General features: G+C 46.6%; 14 protein-coding genes. All 14 read left to right on the plus strand.

Features of this window, described 5'->3' with window-relative positions:
• Positions 1 to 113 precede the first annotated feature (113 nt).
• The 14 genes from G358_RS0106870 (at position 114) to G358_RS0106935 (ending at position 18,335) form a co-directional block, all read left to right on the plus strand.
• The gene (locus tag G358_RS0106870; RefSeq protein ID WP_019636465.1) at positions 114 to 1,730 is read left to right on the plus strand and encodes an ABC transporter substrate-binding protein; all 1,617 of its coding nucleotides are present in this window, start codon (positions 114 to 116) and stop codon (positions 1,728 to 1,730) included.
• Between the two features lie 201 nt (positions 1,731 to 1,931).
• Entirely contained in the window at positions 1,932 to 3,644 is a 1,713-nt protein-coding gene (locus G358_RS0106875) for a CocE/NonD family hydrolase (protein ID WP_019636466.1), read from the plus strand.
• Positions 3,645 to 3,683: 39 nt separating this feature from the next.
• On the plus strand, positions 3,684 to 4,832 hold the full coding sequence (locus G358_RS0106880; protein WP_019636467.1) for a 2-hydroxyacyl-CoA dehydratase subunit D: 1,149 nt from the start codon (positions 3,684 to 3,686) through the stop codon (positions 4,830 to 4,832).
• Position 4,833: 1 nt separating this feature from the next.
• Entirely contained in the window at positions 4,834 to 6,144 is a 1,311-nt protein-coding gene (locus G358_RS0106885) for a 2-hydroxyacyl-CoA dehydratase subunit D (RefSeq protein ID WP_019636468.1), read from the plus strand.
• Positions 6,145 to 6,169: 25 nt separating this feature from the next.
• Positions 6,170 to 7,390 (plus strand): CoA transferase, encoded by a 1,221-nt coding sequence (locus G358_RS0106890; protein ID WP_019636469.1) that lies wholly within the window; start codon positions 6,170 to 6,172, stop codon positions 7,388 to 7,390.
• Between the two features lie 103 nt (positions 7,391 to 7,493).
• A complete protein-coding gene (locus G358_RS0106895) occupies positions 7,494 to 8,354 on the plus strand; it encodes an alpha/beta fold hydrolase (protein WP_019636470.1) in 861 nt (286 codons plus the stop codon).
• A gap of 299 nt (positions 8,355 to 8,653) precedes the next feature.
• Positions 8,654 to 10,876 (plus strand): helix-turn-helix domain-containing protein, encoded by a 2,223-nt coding sequence (locus G358_RS0106900; protein ID WP_019636471.1) that lies wholly within the window; start codon positions 8,654 to 8,656, stop codon positions 10,874 to 10,876.
• Positions 10,877 to 11,097: 221 nt separating this feature from the next.
• On the plus strand, positions 11,098 to 11,877 hold the full coding sequence (locus G358_RS0106905) for an enoyl-CoA hydratase-related protein (protein WP_026342115.1): 780 nt from the start codon (positions 11,098 to 11,100) through the stop codon (positions 11,875 to 11,877).
• A gap of 147 nt (positions 11,878 to 12,024) precedes the next feature.
• A complete protein-coding gene (locus tag G358_RS0106910) occupies positions 12,025 to 12,471 on the plus strand; it encodes a hypothetical protein (RefSeq protein WP_157274280.1) in 447 nt (148 codons plus the stop codon).
• Positions 12,472 to 12,527: 56 nt separating this feature from the next.
• Positions 12,528 to 13,949, plus strand: a complete 1,422-nt coding sequence (locus tag G358_RS0106915) for an NAD-dependent malic enzyme (protein WP_019636474.1) — start codon at positions 12,528 to 12,530, stop codon at positions 13,947 to 13,949.
• Positions 13,950 to 14,129: 180 nt separating this feature from the next.
• Positions 14,130 to 15,350, plus strand: coding sequence for an FAD-dependent monooxygenase (locus tag G358_RS0106920; RefSeq protein ID WP_019636475.1), 1,221 nt, complete (start codon positions 14,130 to 14,132; stop codon positions 15,348 to 15,350).
• 14 nt (positions 15,351 to 15,364) lie between these two features.
• Positions 15,365 to 16,375 carry an MBL fold metallo-hydrolase gene (locus G358_RS0106925; RefSeq protein ID WP_019636476.1) on the plus strand — a complete coding sequence of 337 codons (1,011 nt, stop codon included), beginning with the start codon at positions 15,365 to 15,367 and terminating at the stop codon, positions 16,373 to 16,375.
• Positions 16,362 to 17,465: a cupin domain-containing protein gene (locus G358_RS0106930; RefSeq protein WP_019636477.1), complete on the plus strand. Its 1,104-nt coding sequence runs from the start codon at positions 16,362 to 16,364 to the stop codon at positions 17,463 to 17,465. Before G358_RS0106925 ends, G358_RS0106930 begins: the two co-directional genes overlap by 14 nt.
• A gap of 30 nt (positions 17,466 to 17,495) precedes the next feature.
• Positions 17,496 to 18,335: a fumarylacetoacetate hydrolase family protein gene (locus G358_RS0106935; protein ID WP_019636478.1), complete on the plus strand. Its 840-nt coding sequence runs from the start codon at positions 17,496 to 17,498 to the stop codon at positions 18,333 to 18,335.
• Positions 18,336 to 18,346: the final 11 nt, after the last annotated feature.

An 18,346-nucleotide genomic window follows, 5' to 3' on the forward strand; every position in this document is an offset into this window, starting at 1 on the left:
TCACTCTAGAACAAATATCAATTTGTAAGCGATTCCAAAGGGGGATGTGAATAGGTCGCTGCTTTATATTGTAAACGTATCAAATTTACCTGAATAATGGGAAGTAAGGGGCGATGAAAATGTCAGGATTTAGGAAAAAACTGTATTTAACCATGGTCATATGCTTATCCGTTGTACTCGTTCTAGCAGGATGCGGCAGTAAACAAAGCGGATCTGCCAACAACGGTAATACAGGTAATTCAAAGAAAACAGAGAATGAAGCTTCCGGGAATCCGACTGCAGGAAGCGGCGGCGTGCTGAGATTAGCTTTTAGTAATGGACCCGTGAATATAGGGAATATGCCCCAAGCCAGAACCATTGAAGAAGTCATCGTTGGAGGCGCAGCTCTTGAGACCCTGACGCGCTTTGACAGCAGCGGTAACTTTGTACCTTGGCTTGCAGAAAAGTGGGAGCAGGATGTGGAAGGAAAGGCGATTACTTACACATTAAAGCAAGGCGTTAAATTCCATGACGGTACCGATTTTAATGCGGAAGCTGTGAAGTGGAATCTGGACCAGCTGCTTGCCGTGGAGAAGCGTGAATTCAGCAACCTGGCTTCCGCAGAAGTCATCGATGAACATACCGTGAAATTAAATCTCAAAAGCTGGGACAGCACGATGATTGAGACCGTAACGAACTTCTTGTGGATCATGTCTCCAACTTCCTTTGAGAAGTTAGGAAAGGACGCTTTTTCGAAACAGCCGGTAGGTACAGGGCCTTTCGTCATGGATAGCTTCGAACAAGATGTTGTAATTAAATATAAGAAGAATGAAGAATATTGGCAGGCAGGAAAACCATACTTAGATGGGTTAGAATTCCATATTATTAAAGATCCGATGATTGCATCGGCTACTTTCCAAACAGGGGATGTAGACGGTCTGCTGCTAGCTCCGTCCAACACGGTCAGGGAACTGGAAAAAGAAGCGGTAATCGTTAGACTTGAATCAGGTTTAGGTGCAGGCGCCAGTGGATTTATCACAGACAGTGCGAATCCAAAATCTCCTTTTGCCGATGTCAGAGTACGTAAGGCGATGGGGCATGCAATTGACTCTGAAGCTATTACGAAATCACTTTTTGGCGATACCGTGCTGAATACAAATCAATGGGGATTATCCACGTCATGGTCCTACAATCCAGAGGTGGAAGGCCAGCCTTACAATCCAGAGAAAGCCAAACAGCTGTTGGAAGAAGCGGGATATCCAAATGGGTTCAAAACCAAATTAATAGGCGGGTCAGGCGATAGTGATCGCTTAACTGCCGTGCAGGCCTATCTCAAGGAGGTTGGCATTGATGCACAAATTGAAATGGTCGAATTCGGGAAATATAAAGACCTGACCGGGGCAGAAGCCAATTGGGAAGGGATTATTACCTACAACTTTAGAGGTGATGCAGACTTAGCCCTTTATATGTCAAGAAATTTTGCGCCAGGCGGTCCTTTATACGCCAATAATGTCTTCCAACCAGAAGATGTAACAAGGCTGCTTCAGGAAGCGAGAACGGCTCCCGACCAAGATACCAAAATTAAAATCAGTCACGAGCTTCAAAAACTGGTCTATGATGAGTATGCCTTGGCTTATCCGCAATTCGTGACAACATCCCCGGCCATATTCAAGCCGTATGTCAAAGATACCGGCATCAATGAGACTTACATGACGTTTTTCAGACCTGAAGACGCAAAGATCGAAAAATAATCACTGTAAATCTAGCCTCGATTTGCCTCTTCGGCAGATCGAGGCTTCTTATGTAGACGAAAAAAATTAGTGCATCGTGCAGGGAAGACATTACCTCTTTTAGTCTCCTGTAAACGTTTACTTCGCCATGATCCCCACTTAGAATTAATTGTAAGCGGTTTCGACGAAATATAATTTTCATACTTGGGAGTGGAATTGACTGTGCATGGATCCATTCAAATTCAAACCGATGTCCCGTTCGAAATGAGGGATGGCACACTATTAAGAGCGGATGTGTATAAGCCAGAGGTTGCAGGCAGATTTCCTGTGATTCTAATTAGAACGCCATATAATAAAACCGGGTTTAACCAAGGATTAGTTAATCCGCTGGCAATGGCGCAAGCGGGGTACGCCGTAGTCGTTCAAGACATTCGAGGCAGATATGCTTCAGATGGAGTTTGGGAGCGTCATCGCATGTTCGAGGTGGAAGCTTTGGATGGATATGATACGGTAGAGCAAATCGCGGTTCAGCCATGGAGCAGCGGGCATGTGGGGCTGGCCGGGGGCTCTTACTTAACGGCCATGCAGTGGATTACAGCGATGGCAAGTCCCCCCCATCTAAAAGCGTTCTCACCGTATATTGGAGACATAGGCACGAATATAGCGCCGCCGCCAGAAACCGGTGCCGTTTCCTTCTACTCCGCAGCCAACGCATTGCCATTAACAGCTGCAGATCTGGTAGATAAATTAGAGCAGCAGGGTGAAGATGTCACAGAGCTTCGACAACATCTTGATCATGCCCTGCGGGACCCCTACTGGGTGATTAACTATTTGCCCTTTAAGGAAATTCCGCTTGCCCAATTTGAACCCATTCGGCTCATGCTTGAGCAGCGCCTTCATCCGCCGACAAAGGAAGAGATTTTGCAGCGGAAGCGGTATGAGAACATTCGTATCCCTGGGATGCATATTGGCGGATGGTTTGATCAGCTGGAGCAGGCGATTGTGAATAACTATTTGAAGGTTAAGGAGTTTGGCGGCTCGGAACGCGCCAAAACCTCTCAGCACCTGATGATCGGGCCGTGGGATCACGGGAGCGTGCGCTCATTTTTAGGCAATATGGAATTTGGTCCCGCCTCAGCGAATGAGTCGGAACTAAGGCGGCATATCATTCAATTTTATGACCGATACCTCCTGGAACAAGAGGTGGACATTCCTGCTGTGCGTTATTTTGTGATGGGACGGAATGAGTGGAGAACAGCAGACTCTTGGCCGTTGCCAGAAACGCAGTGGCAATCCTGGTACTTTCACAGCAGCGGGAGAGCAAACACCAGCCAGGGTGATGGCTTGTTGAGTCGTGAGGCACCTTCGATCGAGCCCGCAGATACTTTTTTCTATAACCCGCTTCAGCCGGTACCAACGGTAGGTGGAAAACTGTTAGCCATGGGGGGCATGGTGCCAGGCCCGGTAGATCAAACGGTTATCGAGCGAAGGGAGGACATCCTTTGTTACAGCACGTCCGAGTTGCGTGAGGATCTTGAAGTCACAGGCCCGCTACAAATGATTTTATATGCAAGTACTACGGCCAAAGATACAGATTTTACGGCAAAGTTGACGGATGTTCAGCCAGATGGCCGCTCTCTGCTCATTGCTGAAGGAATCCAGCGAGCAAAGTACAGAAATTGGAATCATGAGGCCATACCAATTGAGCCTGGTGCTGTCACTAAATACACGATAAATCTGGGCAATACCAGTCATGTGTTTCGCAAGGGACATCGTATTCGGATTCATGTCTCGAGCAGCAATTTTCCGTTATTTGATCGAAATATGAACACGGGACATTCGATCGGAGAAGATGCGGTCGGTGTGGTGGCAGAACAAACGATTTATCATGACTCCAATTATCCATCTCATATTGAACTTCCAGTGATTCCGTAAGCATATAAACATCACAACAACAGGTTAGGAGGCGTCTATGTGGCCATAAAGTCACGTGCGTATGAAACGATAGAACAAGCTTATCGGCACAGCAAAGAAACCGTAATCGAGTGGAAAAAACAAGGCCGGCTTGCCGTCGGTTGTATAGGTTCGGATGTACCCGAGGAAGTTCTGATAGCGGGAGGTATTTTGCCGGTTCAAGTGTTCGGCAATCCAGAGGCCAACTCTTCGCTGGCAGAACAATATTTGGAGAAAGGCTTTGATCCGCTTACGGTTTCTCAGTTTGAACAAGTTGTAAATGGCAGTTACACGTTTTTGGATCGTTTAGTGATATCGAATTCTTCTGACGCAGTGATTCGATCCTATTATTATTTAAGGGCCATTAGAAAAATGGAACCTCACATGCCGGTGCCGCCGCTTTACTTTTTCGACTTTCTACATACCCCCTTTAGAATGAGCGGGATGTATAACCGGGACCGATTATGCGCTTTGATCCGGGAGGTCGAGGGCTGGTCAGGTAAAGAAATCAATACGCAAGTGCTTCAGGAGGCTGTATCAGTTTGTAACCGGACCAGAAGGCTGCTGCATGAACTCAACGAGCTCAGGCAGCCAACTGCCCCGAAGGTCAGCGGCACACAAATGCTAAAGCTGATCGGTGCATCAATGGTGATGCCAAGAGAGCTTTATAATGATTTACTCGCTGAATTCCTAGAAGAAGCTAGGACAGGCAGTGAGCTGGCGGGTGTTCCCGTGTTTGTGACAGGAAGCCCTCAGGATCACACGTTTCTATATGAGGTGATTGAAGCTTGCGGGGGACTAGTCGCAGGCGAGGACCACGAGATGGGTTTTCGCCATGTGAAGGATCTCGTGGATGAGTGTGTTGATCCGATTGACGGTATTGTTGACCGCTATCATTTAAGACCTCCCGTGTCCGGCCAAGCCACGGTGTCCCGGCGTGTGAAGGATTTAGCGAATGCAGTGGAGCAGTCGGGAGCCCAAGCTGTTGTGTTTTATGTCCATGAGAAACATGACGCGATCTCCTGGGATTATCCCTCCCAGCGCAAAGCATTGGAGGCAAAAGGGATTTCGGTGCTGATGCTGGAGGATCAGCCCTATGGTCCGGTTCCGGAGGAAACGAAGAGGAAAATAACTCAATTCATAACTACCATCAAGGGGGGACGTTCTTAAGATGACTGAACAAGCGAATACATCCGCACCAGCATCCGGCTCCCGCGCGAGTGTTAAAAAGTTAAAAACAGCCGCTAGAGCCACAGCGTATCAGAAGGAATGGTTTATGGGGTTGAAGGAGAAAGTGGAGTCCGGCGAACCGCTGGCTATCGTCAATGCGGATGTCCCTCAGGAAATTCTTCGAGCGATGGATATTCCCTATGTTGTCAATCAATGGTGGTCCGCTGTTTGTTCAGCAAAGCAGATGGCCCCGCACTATCTTAATTTATTGAATGAGTGCGGTTACCGTCAGGATTTGTGCCGCTATTGTTCGCTAGCACTAGCTGCAGCCATCGATCCAGAGCCGGAAAAAGGCCCTTGGGGCGGACTGCCTAAACCCACGGTAGCTATAACTAGATTGACTTGCGATTCCCAGGCAAAAATATTTGAACTGCTGGCGCAGGAATACGGCGTGCCCTTCTATCCTTTGGAGAATACGGTACCTTTGCAGATCCCGGACGAATGGTGGACCAAGGCGAGAAGAAACTGGGATGAACTGTTCGAACCACATCGTTTAGATTTAATGGTGGAGGACTTTAAAGGATTGATTCGCTTTCTAGAAACGAACACAGGCAAAACCTTCAGTGAAAGCCGTTTTAAAAAGGTCATGAAATTAGTGAATGAACAGGCGGAATACAACAAGAAAACGCGTGATCTAATAGCCCGAACCATTCCGGCTCCAGTTAGCATTACAGACACCGTACAAACCGTAATGGTGCCTCAATGGCAGCGAGGTACCGAGTGGGCTGTGGATATCGCCCGCTCGCTTTACGAGGAAGTCAGTGATTTGGTAGAGCGCAAGGAGGCGGCTAACCCGAACGAGAGAATTCGCTTGGCTTGGGTGGGACGCGGCTTATGGTTCAATCTCGGATTTTATCAGCACTTCGAGGAGAAATATGGGGCATCCTTCATTTGGTCCATCTATCTTGGACTTGCAGCCGATGCTTACGCGAGATATGGTGAGGATTCTCTTCGTACCTTGGCCAGCCGTTTTGTGGGCATGGAAGACATGCTGCATATGCCGCCTTGGAATAGCGATTGGTATGTGAAGGAAGCCAAGCTGAATCAGATTGACGGTGTGGTTCATCTCATTTCAGACAGCTGCACACAGGGAGCTGGAGGAACTTATTTTATTAAAAAGGCGTTTGAAGCTGCAGGCATTCCTGTTCTTCAACTGCGGGCTGACCCGGTTGATGCGCGTTCATGGGATGACTCGGCTATGATCAAGGAGCTTGAGCAATTTCTGGAGGAACGAGTAAAGGTTAGGGCATGATCATGATGAACAGGGGGTTAGGATATTGAGTAAATCAGCGTTAGAAGGCGTAACCGTGCTTGATTTCACACAATTTGAAGCCGGAACGGTCTGTACTCAAACCTTAGCGTGGCTGGGCGCCAACGTCATCAAGCTCGAGCGTCCTGGCACGGGAGAACAGGGGCGAGGTGCCTCGGCAGATCAAAAAGGGGCAGACTCCTACGGTTTTATTATATTAAATTCAAATAAGAAATCGATCACAGTGGATGTGAAGAAGCCAGAGGGCAAAGAGCTGGTCTACAAAATGATTGAAAAAGCGGATGTCATGGTTGAGAATTTTTCGCCGGGTGTTATTGAACGATTAGGCTTTGATTACGAAACCGTCCGCAAGCTGAATTCGAGAATGATTTATGCACAAATTAAAGGCTTCGGGGCGGATGGGCCTTACGCCAATTTTCCAGCATTTGATGCCATCGGGCAGGCGGCCGGTGTGGTGATGAGCGTGACAGGTGAAAAAGACGGACCGCCGATGCATGCAGGTGTTAATTTTGCCGACAGCGGAGCAGGCTACCACTGTGCTATTGCCATTCTTGGCGCACTTTATCAACGCACAATGACAGGTGAAGGCCAAAAGGTAGAAGTAGCTATGCAGGATGTCATGATCAATTTTAGCCGTTCTGCCTGGGGGCGCCAGTTCATGACAGGCGGGAAAGAAACTCCCAGAGTGGGCAATGAAATGCCTATGGCAGCTGTAGCGCCATGCAATGTGTATCCTTGTAAGCCTGGAGGCCCTAATGACTATGTATTTATTTACACCTCTCGTGTTCCGAGCAGCCCGCAGTGGAAGCGCTTGCTAAAGGTCATTGGTCGGGAAGACATGATGGATGATCCTAGATTTGCTACTCCGGAATCCAGGTATGAGCATAAAGAGGAAATAGACGCTATGATCAGCGAGTGGACCATGCAATATACGAAACACGAAGCTATGGATATTATAGGCAGAGCGGATGTGCCCATCTCAGCCATTCTATCCACCGTTGATATTACTAACGATGAATATCTTCGCGAGCGCGGCACGATGGTTGAGATTGACCATCCCGTTCGTGGCAAACTTGTGATCCCGGGCAACTCCATGAAGCTCTCGGCATCTCCTCTGGAAGTGAAGCCGGCACCACTGCTTGGTCAGGACAACAAGGAAGTATATAAAGAGCTGCTTGGTCTGGAAGAAGAGGATTTAGAGGCGCTTAAGCAGGCCGGTGTGATTTAAGTGAGGACCGGTCATGCGCTGGAAAGTGAAGTGCTGCAACGATTGACTTCCGAGGTCCCGCTGTTACAGAGGAAATTTGTCTGGCTAGAGGAGGCTTGAACATATGCCAATCATTAAATTAAAAAATGTTGAGTTATATTATGATGAGTTTGGTTCGGGAGACAGATATTTAATTCAAGCACAGCAATACACAAACAATAAGCTGCATTACACGATCGATCTGGCAAAGCAGGGTTTTCATGTATTCAACATCCAAATACGGGGATATGCCCCCTCCACGCCAGTTCATGAGGATTTGGGAGAGGCCTGGTATGATGTGTGGGCGCAGGACGTTTGCGATTTTGCGGATTTCATGGGGATCCAGTCTTTTTTCTATACGGGCTATTCCCACGGTGCGGGTATTGGGTGGCACCTTTGTATGAATCATCCTGAGCGGCTTCGAGCGTTCTTCCCGATTGTGGGCGGACCGCATAAGAGAGACGGTCAGGAGACAGGCTCTGCGCGGATGAATACGATCATGGCGGCGGAAAGTCCGGAAACATGGAGGCCATACGCTGAGAAGATGACGGCGGGCAACACGGAGATGTTTAGACGAATAGCAGAGCGGGCTGATGACGAGGAAACGAAGCATTTAGCATGGGCTGCAGCAGAGCAGTACAGAGATTTCTGGATCAACATGCCGAAGGAGGCTGCGATTCTTAATCCCAGAAAGCCATTTCCAAAGGTAAAAACCGAAGAAGCGTTGATTGAAATTCTGGGAAATATCGAGATTCCTACTCTGATGATCGGCGGAATGAAGGACGATATTAGTACCCCGGAAGACATGGTAAGGTCTTGCAAGGCGGTGAAGCACTCCAAGCTAGTCTTATACTCTGATGCAAACCATGGGAATTTAGGACCGGAGTTTCGCCTTGAAATCGTAGAGGATATCATGCAATTCTGCAACCAGCGTCATTTAATTTAATCTATAAGTCACAACCTAGCGGAGCTGATCTAGCTCGCTAGGTTGTTTTGTGTTGTTTTGTTCTGTGAAGCAGTTCGATCTAGTCCGTATTTAGTTTACAGTGCAGGAAAGAGACATAATTAATTAGTACATAGTGCATATAATTTTAACGTGATTTTCGATTTATAATAGATTAAAATAAAGGTAATCTGCGCCAAGCGATTCTATTTTATAATAAAATTTTGTAAGCGCTGTCCAAAAACATTAGGATAATTCTATTACGGTGATGGAATATTTCTATGGGATGGGGAGGGAGCGGCATGATGGATGTACAAAAGAACAAGCACATTATGGATAAGATTGATGGGCATTTACGAAAAACCGCACGACGCATGGTTCAATTTGACACCTTAGATGAAACGCTGCACTATTTAATCGATTCTTTTCATCAACAGTATGCTTGCGACTACATGTCCATTATTTACTTGGAAAATGATATGTTGAGGCTAAAAGCCAATAAGGGAGATGCTGCTCGGTTTGAAGCCGATTTTCCCTTGAATGCCAAACGTTGTAATCCTAGATTATTGCTGGAGCCCATTAGCTCGTTATTTGATGTCCTGGACAACAAAGAACAATGTCCTATCCTCACAGGCCTGGAAGAAGAACGATTTCAAACCTGGTTTACGATCCCCATCAGGCTGGAGGAGGACAGCAGCCTAGGGTTTTGTGTCATCGGTTTTCGTTCGTTTGTTCCGCTCGTGATTGGAGCAGAGAAGCTGTTTGAAGAGTACGGCAAGGATATTGCGACTTCCTTGCAGCTAGCTCAGCAAAGAGAGAATGAAAACAAGAAAATAGAAGGCTTGGCCTGGCTAAAAGAGAATAATTATCTCGGAGGGTCCTCTATTGAACAAATCGTTGAGAATATTGTAGAGCGTGCAGGTAAAGGTACGAATGCCAAAGAAGCCTTTGTTTATTTGTATGATGAACATACTAATAATTTGCTGCTGCAGCCTCCGAGCTATGGCGGGACGAAGCCGCCGCGAAAAATCGATATGCTGGATGTATATGATTTGAAGCCCTTTTTCCCTTATTTGGAGAAGAGCGGGGCCTCGGAGATGACGATCCCTCTCATGGTGAATTTAAAGCTGATTGGTGTACTTCATGTCAATGAGAGGCTTCAGGGTTATTTCACCAATGAAGATTTGGAGTTGCTCCAATTTCTTGCGTCACATGTATCCACCCTAATCGAAAATGCAAGGCTGTACATGAGTGAAGTGGACCGCCAAAACAGGCTGCAAACCTATATGCAGCACCAGCAGGAGTTAGTCAAACAAACGATAGATGATGAAGGTTTCGCTGGGATTTCCAACTTTCTGTCCGATATGATTAACTGTTCGGTTGTGATGCTCGACCGCTTTCTCCATTTAACCTCTCATAAGTTCAAGGAGCATGATGAAATGCGTATGGAGGATGTACTGGACTTAATTGGCAGAGAGAAGAAGGCCATATTAAAAGCTGGGCAAGCGGAACAGTGGTTTACTGCTGATGGCCATTTAGAGCTAGGCCTGTGGAGAGTGGCCAGCGGCAGCGATACGTTGGGATATTTAGGGCTTTTAATTCCTAAGAGTCACATGGATATTGTCCTTAGAATGTCATTGAATCACGCCCTTAACGTGTGTGCGGTTCAGTTTATCAAACAGAAACTGGTTCTTGATGTGCGTGAACAAGTACGGGACAGTTTTTTTAATCAATTATTTGTTGAGAAAATACAAGATCGCAAGAAAATACTCGAGTACACAAACCTTCTAAATTGGAACATCAATGAGCCGCATTGTATTGGTTTGTTCTCCTTTGAATTTGATTTCAAATCAAATGAGGAGCACAACACGAACCTTCTGGAGGAAGACGCAAAGAAGACTTGGGTATGGGAACGCATACGTGACTATATGACTCGGATGTATCCGGGAATTATTTTTACTCGTAAAGATGGATACTATATGGTGATCGTCCCAAAAGAGATCTTCGCTGCTAACGAATTTTGGAAACGCTTTTATGAGCGTGTGAAGAAGATGGTTAGCTCCGAGGAGCAGCATCTATCCGTACATATAGGTATCAGTCAGGAAGCTAACCAAATTGAGGATTACTATTTGTGCTACAAACAAGCCCAAAAGACGCTTGTGATTCTGTACAGTCGATTTGCTGAAAAGGGTTATATGCGCTTCGATGAGCTGGGATCCTATACCGTGCTGTATCATTTGGGTGATCCGATGGTTGTTCCGCTGTTCTTGAAAACATATCTAAACCCGCTGCTTGAATATGGGAATGGTAAAAATCGAGATTTATTCGATACATTGAGAGTCTATTTGCAGACGAACGGGAATATCAAAGACGCGGCGAACCTTTTGTTTATCCACCGCAGTTCATTAAAGTACAGGTTGGAACGAATTCGGGAAATTGTCGGGATTAATATAGATCATGCAGAACAGCGTTTCAATTTAATGCTGGCATACAAACTATATGACTTATTTAATGAGGAAAGCTGATTTTCTTTGGAGGAGCCCTGCATGATCGGGCTTCTCCATTTTTATGCAAAGTCCGATTGCCCTATATGATGGATAAAAAGAACACTCTTAATTCATTCACCGTGGATGTTCTAGCTTGTTCTAAGAGGTTTTATAATTACAATATCTATCTTTGGTGTGTCAAGACTGGAGGCGCTAATATGGTTGCGAATAATCATGCTATGAATCATGAACTAGAAGCCTTGGAGTTTGAAACGCTTGAGTTAAAGATTGTCGATAAGGTTGCTGTCATTTACTTGGATCGACCGCCCGTGAATACTTTAAACTATACATCGTTTGAAGAATTGTACCGCATTCTGGTCAACATTGAGAATGATTCTTCAATTAAGGTATTGATTGTGACTGGAAAAGGGGAACGTGCCTTTGCGGCGGGAGCAGACATATCAGAAATGGCGAACTTGGATGCTGAAGAAATCAAAAAGATGAATCAAACCTCTCGCAAGGCCTTTGATAAGCTGGAAAATCTATGGATTCCGGTCATTGCAGGCATCAATGGGCTTGCATTGGGCGGCGGCCTGGAACTGACATTATGCTGTGACTTTAGAATTTGTTCGGACAATGCCAAGATTGCATTGCCGGAAATAAACCTAGCGACCATTCCGGGAGGCGGCGGAACACAGCGATTACCGCGTTTGATTGGTCCATCAAGAGCCAAGGAGCTTTTATATTTTGGAGATATCATCAACGCAGAGGAAGCATTTTCAATTGGTTTGGTAAATAAAGTGGCAGAGTGGAAGGAGCTGCTTGACACCTGCATGGATTGGGCGAACAAGCTGGCCAATAAGCCCGGAGTAGCTATGCGGATGATGAAGACGGCGATGAGTATTGGAGTGAATAGTGATTTATCCAGTGCTCTGACACATGAAGCGGCTTGCTTTGAACAAACTTTCGTGACAGCTGACCGCGAAGAAGGCATGCGTGCTTTCGTTGAGAAGCGAAAACCTGTTTACAAGGATAAGTGAAAATTATGGGAGGCGATCAAAATGGGAAGTGTCGTGGGGAAATGGCCGGAATCGATCATATCTACGGAACAGGGCCGCGATTTGGACCAGTACGTTTCAAGGCTGGTAGAAAACAAATGGTTTGAATCACCGAGGAATAACAGATTCATGGCAGAAGCGGCTATACAGGATTTATTTACTTCGATTGAAGAGGGCGAGGTTTCCGTTCGCTGGTTGGAAAAGCAAGAGATTGCCAGTTTCATTCAAGATTATAATCTGGTCCACGATCCCATGTGGCCTCACCTGTATGACATTCCTCAGCAGATCTATGATGCTGCACAAACAAAGGGAATAAAAGAGGATGTGTCGTTCATCATGAATGATGTGCCGGAGCATTTATTCCACACTATATATGATGGGGCATTCAAGGCGTTTGAAGAGCAGGGAAAGATAGTGATTTCGCATGTTGTAGCCGCAGTATTGTATATCACTAGCCTTCACATTTCATGCAGTGCTGTATGTGATCACCCTAGTCCCATTGCTAAGCTTTTTGAATTATTGAGCCTGGGCTATCTTCCTCTAGGGGTGAAGGATGGTTCTTTTCATGTGTATTAATCTCCAGAGACGCGCAGCACATTGTGAATTGAAAGTAATCAGGGGGTTGTCAGGCGATGAATAGCCAAACAAGGGGCAGCTACACTATCATTATTCGGTTGGACATTGAATCAGACCTTCCCTTTATTGATATAGCGAAGGTCATCCATGAAGTAGGTGCCGAAATCGTTGCTGTGGATACAGTGAGTCGGGGGAAAATGTCCATGGTTAGGGACATCACGGTTTCTGTGTTCAATCCGGCTAATGAAAGTCAGTTAGTCAATGAACTGAAGAAAGTAAGGGGTGTCCAAATTATTAATGTGTCGGATCGAACCTTCTTGCTGCACTTGGGAGGCAAGCTTGAAATTAACTCCAAAATACCGATTAAGAATCGTGATGATCTATCACATGTCTACACACCAGGTGTTGCAAGGGTATGTACAGCTTTGCATGAGGACCCTTCGAAAGCGTATTCACTGACGATTAAGCGAAATACTGTTGCAGTAATTACTGATGGAACTGCGGTATTAGGATTAGGTAACATTGGCCCGGTAGCTGCTCTGCCTGTCATGGAAGGGAAGGCGATGCTTTTTAAAGAAATGGCCGGCATTGATGCATTCCCTATTTGCCTAGATACCAAGGACACGGACGAGATCATCGACATCGTGAAGAAAATTGCACCTGTGTTTGGGGGCATAAATCTCGAAGATATTTCCTCTCCGCGCTGCTTTGAAATAGAAGAACGGTTGAAGCAGGAGCTGGATATTCCAGTTTTCCACGATGATCAGCATGGTACCGCCGTAGTGATGTTGGCGGGACTGATCAACGCACTGAAAATTGTAGGCAAACAGATGCATGAGATCAAGGTTGTGTTCAGCGGTGTGGGGGCTGCAGGCATTGCCTGCACGAAGATTCTTCAATCAGCGGGTGTCAAAAATATTGTTGGAGCAACCCGCTCGGTAGGTATTCTGCATCGAGGCGAGACCTATAGCAACCCGATGCTTCAATGGTATGCCGAACATACCAATCCTAACCATGAAACTGGCCAGCTGAGCGATGCGATGCAGGATGCGGATGTCTTTGTAGGGCTTTCTGGGCCAGGCGTGATTTCTGTAGAAGATTTAAAGAAGATGGCCAAAGACCCCATCGTGTTTGCTATGGCTAATCCAACACCAGAAATTATGCCGGAAGCGGCAGAACCTTATGTACGTGTCATGGCAACAGGCCGCTCAGATTATCCAAACCAGCTGAATAACGTGCTGTGTTTTCCCGGGATATTCCGAGGTGCCCTGGACTGCCAAGCTACAGGCATTAATGAAGAAATGAAGCTGGCTGCTGCCTATGCCATTGCTTCAATCGTAAGCGAGGATGAGCTTAACGAGCAGTATATCATTCCAAGTGTCTTTCATTCGCGAGTGGTAGAAGCGGTGAGGAAAAAAGTCATTCAAGCAGCCATAGAGACCGATGTCTATCGAAGAAAACCACATGACTTCAGCTGAACAAGGTACACGCCCTATCCAATGGATAGGGCGTGATTTGCATTGGGTTTTCGTACGAAATAACCGAAAAAACCAGCAAGAATTCCTATACGGTGTAGATAGGTTTGTAGTTTGTCGCCATTTATAATTTGAATAAGGTTAACCAAGAGTGATAAGTATCTATGAAATGGAGGAAGTAGTGTGACACAACAAGAACATCGTGAAGCGATTGTAGTAGGTGCCGGACCTGTGGGGATGGTCGCTGCGCTTGCGCTCAGACATGAAGGGATGAAGGCTACGATCTTGGAAGCGGAGGAAGAAGGGAGGTTTCGTCCGGGCAGCCGAGCGATCTATATTCATAAAGCAACTTTGAAGCTGATTGAAGAAGTTTCACCTGGACTGGGGTTTAAATTAGCAGAGAACGGAGTGATCTGGCCTGTTAAGCGGACAACATACCGAGGCAAGGACGTGTATGTGCGCCATTATCCAGCGCCTACACCAGGGGAAATCCCTGCATTCACTAGTTTGGCTCAAGTTGAAATTGAGAAATATATGTACCAGGCTTGTTTGGACGCTGGCGTGGAATTCGTGTGGGATACGCAGGTAACTGATGTACAAACAACGAAAGAACATGTGCGGTTAAAGACGGCGAGCGGAACGGACTGGATAGCCCCCTATGTGATCGGTGCGGACGGATCCCGCTCTGCTGTAAGGAAAGGTGTAGGTATTGAGCTTGAAGGCCCGCGCGCCAACGACACCTTCCTCGTTGTTGATATTAAAGAGGATGCAGCAAATCCAATGCCGCTGGAGCGGACATTCCATTACGAGCATCCAGCGATGGACGGGCGAAATGTACTTCTCGTTCCATTTAAAGGTGGATGGCGGGTTGACCTGCAGCTGCTGGAGGGTGATGATCCGAAAGAATTTGGCAGTGAAGAAGGCTTGAAGGCATGGCTTAGGAAGGTCATGAATCCCAAATATGCAGAGCGCGTAACTTGGGTGTCCACTTATCAATTTTATCAAGTCGTGGCTGAATCGTTTACAGACGAAAGCCGGCGCGTTCTGCTGGTAGGAGAAGCAGCTCACTTGTTTGCTCCATTTGGCGCGCGCGGATTAAATTCCGGTGTGCCTGATGCGATCATCTCCGTTCGAGGCGTTGCGAAAGCGATGAAGGCTGCAAATGAAGCAGATCGCCGAAAAGCTGTTGAGCTGGCGGCCGAAGAACGTTTAATGGCCTCCCGATACAATCGGGATGCTGCAGGTACTGCACTCGAGCATATTCAAGGAAATTCCCCTTATATGAATTTAAAGAGGGAGCTCGCTGCATCTTTAACTCCGCTCATTCCAAAGTTGGGGCGCTGGCTGGATGAAGGGCCGTATGGACCGAAGCAGGGCCATCCTATGGTTTCGACCAAGTACTAATGGAAGGATCCGCTATGTCTAAGCTGACTGGTTTTCAACAAGGAGAGACTTTGATTTACATGATTGAAGCGCCCGCGGATGCTGCGCTTAAGACGATCAACTCCTTTCTTGTTCATCACGCTGAAGGTTTCTATTTAATAGATGCTGGGATGGACAATGATGCATGCTGGGGAGCTTTCAACCAGGCCATGGAGCAGCTTGATTTCTCGGCTGCGGATTTGTCGGGTATTATTCTCACGCATCATCACCCTGATCATGTTGGGCTGGTTCACCGGATTCGAAAGTTAAATCCACAGGTTAAGGTATATGCACATCCGCTAGCCATCCCGTATATTACCCACGATAAAGATTTTTTAGGGAATCGGATTGCTTTTTTTGAAAAGCTTTATAGTGAAATGGACGGTATGCCGGAAGCTGCTGAACAATTAGAGAAGTTTAGGGCCTCTTTCATTAAAAATGAAGCATTTCGAATCGATGGCGACATTGAACTCATTCAAGAAGGCGATAACCTATTAAATTTTAAGGTTATAGACGTGCCCGGACATGCACCAGACCATATTTTGCTGTATGACCCTGATGGTAAATGGGCCGTTGCTGGAGACTTGGTCATTGAGCATATGTCAACCAACGCGATTATTGAACCCGATGCCGGCGGCCGATTAATTCCTACGGTGACACAGCAGCTAGCCTCATTGGAACGCTGTCTTTCCTTAGATGTACAGCTTTTGTTAACGGGGCATGGGAGAGTCATTCATTCGCCTAATCCGGTAATCGAAGACAAGATATCGAGGATCAAGCACAAGCTGGAACGAATCATGAATTTAATCCGGGCGGGCTGCGATACTGCAGGTAGTATGGCCCGTTTATACTACAAGGATATTTATGTAAATCAGTTTTTCTTGGTCATGTCAGAGGTGATTGGCTTGCTGGATCATCTGGAACGCACGGGGTATGTTGTTCGTCGCAAATCTGACGGAGTATATCATTACTCTTTAACAAGGAGGGGCTCAAATGAATCAATCTGATCATCGCAAAGCCTTAGACCAATTTGCAGACCGTCTGGCAAAGGATCACTTGGGACCGCTATGGGATAATTTGGGTACCATGGTGACTAAGCAGCCTACGCATAAAGTGAAGCCGTATCTGTGGAAATGGCAGACTATTCGCAACTATTTGTTAGAGGCAGGGCCGCTGCTGGCACTTGGACGTGAAAGCGAACGCCGCGTCATCTATCTACAGAATCCATCGCTCATTCATGAAGGCAAAATTGGATACGCCACAGATACTTTGTATGTAGGCATTCAATTGCTGCTGCCGGGTGAGGTAGCTCCTTCACATCGTCATTCACAGGCAGCCATTCGTTTTATCATCGAAGGCAAGGGCGACGCATTTACTACAGTAAATGGAGAAAAAACTTATATGGAGCGCGGGGATCTGGTCCTAACGCCCCCTTGGACTTGGCATGATCACGGGCATGAAGGAACGGAGCCCGTGTTCTGGATGGATGGCCTTGACGTAGGGCTGGTTAAAACCCTGACAGGTTCTTTCTTCGAGCCTTACCATGATGACACTTATCCGTTGAACGGGCCCGCAGACAGCTCCGTTGCGCGTTATGCCAGTGGAGTTCGATCTATTTCAGAGCGGAAGGTTCGAGGATATCCTTCACCCTTGATTAATTATAAGTGGACAAATATTAAGCAAGCGCTGGAAGGTCTAACCCGATTGGATGCGGACCCTTATGATGGCTATGCCATTGATTATGTCAATCCGGTAACCGGCGGCTCGGCCGATGCGCGGCTGGGCACCTCGATGCAGAAAATTGCTGCAGGGACGGGCACCAAAGCACATCGTCATGTTCACAGTGCCTGCTACCATGTATTGGAGGGGGAAGGCTATACGGTGATTAACGGTGAGAAGTTTGAATGGACCCAAGGAGATTTCTTTATCGTACCGCCGTGGAGCTGGCATGAACACCATAGTACAGGACAAACGGATGTTCATTTATTCTCGATGAATGATAGACCGGTGCTCGAAATTCTCGGATTGGACCAAGAGGAAGCATACGCAGAAAATAACGGAAATCAATTCATCGAGCGTATCTTTCAACCCGAATAACTGGATATATTTCGAACGGAGGCGCACAGCGTGAAAATTACATTATTTAACGACTTTCAGCTGGGACTCGTGAGAGGCGATAAGATTTATGACGTAGGCGGTTTGTTGTTTAACGAGAAAAAACCCCTATGTCCCATGGTTGAATTGGCCCGAAGCTATGACACTTATAAGGAAATCATAGAATCGAGATACACGGAATGCGAAGCCTTTAACATTGCAGAGGTCCGTCTTAGGCAGCCTGTTTCCCGCCCCGGGAAAATCGTCGCTGCCCCCGTTAATTATTTATCCCACAAAAAAGAGATGAATGTGCAGCATACGGCAAGAGGTCTTGGGTTTTTTCTGAAAGCGAATACATCCATCATTGGTCCAAATGATCCCATTATCCTTCCGGCCAGCAAGCATGGAAGACGGATCGACCATGAACTTGAGCTTGCTTTTATCATTGGCAGAAAGGCTAAAAACGTGAAGGCTGAAGACGCCCGGCATTATATTTTTGGTTTCACAGGCTTAAATGATGTGACGCTGCGCCCAGACGAGCACAATGAGGAAGAACGCTGCCTTCGAAAATCTTTCGATACCTTTACGCCGATGGGCCCGTGGATCACAACTCTGGAGGATATTCCCGACTATACCAATATCAATTTGGATCTCAAAGTGAACGGTGAAATTAGACAGCAGGTCAATACCAAAGATATGGTTTGCGGGATTGCAGAGTTAGTAGAAATTTATTCCCATGTGCTCACTTTGGAGCCAGGTGACATTATCGCAACAGGTACACCTGAGGGTGTAGCTCCAATAAAACCAGGCGATACAGTAACGATTAATATTGAGCATATTGGGGCGTTCTCCAACCCCGTGACAGCGGAGTAAGCACAACTGCA

The sequence above is a fragment of the Paenibacillus fonticola DSM 21315 genome, from assembly GCF_000381905.1.
In the GTDB taxonomy this organism is placed as follows: domain Bacteria; phylum Bacillota; class Bacilli; order Paenibacillales; family Paenibacillaceae; genus Fontibacillus; species Fontibacillus fonticola.